The organism is Bacillus cereus group sp. BfR-BA-01356 (assembly GCF_022663635.1).
Taxonomy (GTDB): Bacteria; Bacillota; Bacilli; order Bacillales; family Bacillaceae_G; genus Bacillus_A; species Bacillus_A cereus.
In genome coordinates this window covers 1-2606 of sequence record NZ_JAKUFX010000237.1, presented here as the reverse complement: position 1 = coordinate 2606, position 2606 = coordinate 1, and the positions used below count along the sequence as shown (strand labels likewise).

Genomic DNA, 2606 nt, shown 5'->3' with positions numbered 1-2606 from the left:
GCGCGACACGTTTCTCTATAAGCGTTTAGACGTGAAGTGAGAGTGTTGCTGAAATTTATCTTAAGCAACAATAACTAATATATCGAGAGTTGGAATGAAAATCGTCATGTTGAATTGAAACAACTCCATTAATACTCCTACATGCATGATTTGTTAGTAGACAGATTGTGTATGAAGCTAGGTGAAGTCGGCTGAACGAGCCTAAGTGATTTTTAATCATATGGTGTAGGATAGGTCGGATGGCTGAAAAGATAACTATGGTGAGAATGTCCCTTATGGGTCTGACGAATTTGCGAAGGTACGGGTCTAAAATTGCACTATACCGAAAGGTATAGCACACAAGAGTGTGGTAGGGTACCGAGAAGTACGAATCTGACGGTAGGAAATCGGGATAAGCAACGATGAGCTTATAAACTCTACAGGCTTATAGCAAACACCTACGGTTATCATGAATAGCTAGATATATTGGAACGTGGGAAGCAAAAAACTGCTAAATGAAAACAGCTACTACTGGGCAGGTGGATATAAGGTAATTAGCCGAAATTCCTTTATTTTTGTGAAGGTAGGGGCACAGTACCGTTGAAGCGTCTAATGAACGTGGAGGGATGGCCCCAAGTCTAGTTTGTTTTATGTTTAATTTTAAGAAAATGAAGCTCAATGGTCAGGTAGGAATGTGGGCAAAAACCTAGGAGGTTTCCACAGTTGAGCACAACAATGAGATATTGGGAATATTACAATATGCAAGAAACATTTGATAGGTTATATGAAGAAAGTCAAGGAAATAAATCATTCCATGGTCTATATGAATTGATTACTTCGGAGAACAATATTCTTTTAGCATACCGAACAATAAAATCTAACAAGGGGTCCAAAACCGCTGGCACGGATTTGTTCACGATAGATAATTATAAACCAATGTATAAAAAGGAATTCTTATCATTGGTTTGTAAACAACTAGAGATATACAAACCAAAAGCAGTAAAGAGAGTTTTTATTCCTAAGTCCAATGGAGATAAAAGACCTTTAGGAATTCCAACAATGTTTGATCGGTTAATTCAACAAATGATTAGGCAAATTTTGGAGCCGATTTGCGAGGCGAAATTTTACGAACATAGTTATGGATTTCGTCCGATGAGAGGAACAAAACATGCCATTTCTAGAGTAATGTTTTTGATAAGCAGAAATACTTTTCATTACGCGGTAGATATAGATATAAAAGGATTCTTTGACAATGTTAATCACACATTACTTCTAAAACAATTGTGGAATATGGGTATTAAAGATAAGCGAGTGTTAAAACTTATCTATTTAATTCTAAAAGCACCAATTAAGGGATTTGGAATTCCAAAAAAGGGAACACCACAAGGTGGAATACTCTCGCCATTACTATCCAATATAGTTTTAAATGATTTAGACCAATGGATAGCAAGCCAATGGCACTATTTTGAAACATCATATCCATATACAAATAATGCAAATCAAAAGCGAGCAATGAAAGGTACCAAATTGAAACAAGGATTTATTGTTCGTTATGCAGATGATTTTAAAATTATGGCAAAGGATTTCCGAACGGCACAAAAATGGTTTTTCGCGACAAAAATGTATCTCAAGGAACGATTAAAGTTGGACATTTCACCAGAAAAATCCAGAATAATCAACCTTAGAAAAAACAAATCTGAGTTCTTAGGATATTTATTATATGTAGTACCCAAAAGAAACAAATGGGTTTGTAACTCTAGGATATCAAATAAGAAAAAGAAGCAAATCAAACTTGAGATCAAAAAGCGAATAAAAGCTATTCAGTTGTCATCAACTCGGAAAAATGTGCAATTATATAATGCCTATGTACTTGGACTGCGTAACTATTTTAGGTATGTTACACATGTAAATATTGAAATGAAACAGCTTGCATTTAACCTATCATTAGTAATATTCAATCGATTAAAAAGTGTCGGGAAATATGAAGTTCCAATCAATGCACCTCCGGTGTTTACAAAATTCTTTAAAAATAATTATCGAACATTTAAAGTATGTGGTATTTACTTATTTCCACTAGCGGATATACAAACAGCAACTATATGGAATTACACGCAAACCCAAACACCTTACAATCAAAAAGGCCGAAAGATTGCCAAACATATTGAGTTAAATAAATTGGTATTAGGCGAAATTAAGAAACTACTAACTGCAAATATCCCTAATGAAAGTATAGAGTACTTGGATAATCGAATGGCAAGGTATTCTATGTTGAATGGAAAATGTGAGATACTTAAAGAATTTTTACCAGCAAGTGAGCTACATTGCCACCACTATATTCCGAAGGGATTAGGCGGAACAGATGAGTATGAAAATCTTAGAATCATTCATAAAGAAATTCATAGATTAATTCACATGACAAATAAACAAACGATTGAATCCTACTTTCAAAAACACTCGTTGACTGTGGAACAAGTTAAACGAATAAACCAATATCGAAGAGCTTGTAATTTAGAAAAAATTAAACAATAAACAAATTAGATGGAGCGCCGTATGAGGTGAAAGTCTCACGTACGGTGTGGAGTGGGGGAAAAGGTAGAGATAACTTCAAATCCTTACCTATCACTAAC

Annotated in this window: 1 protein-coding gene; it reads left to right on the top strand. The window is 34.7% G+C overall.

From position 1 onward, the window contains the following. Window positions 1–702: 702 nt before the first annotated feature. Window positions 703–2508: a group II intron reverse transcriptase/maturase gene (gene ltrA / locus MR168_RS32565; protein WP_000108316.1), complete on the top strand. Its 1806-nt coding sequence runs from the start codon at window positions 703–705 to the stop codon at window positions 2506–2508. Window positions 2509–2606: the final 98 nt, after the last annotated feature.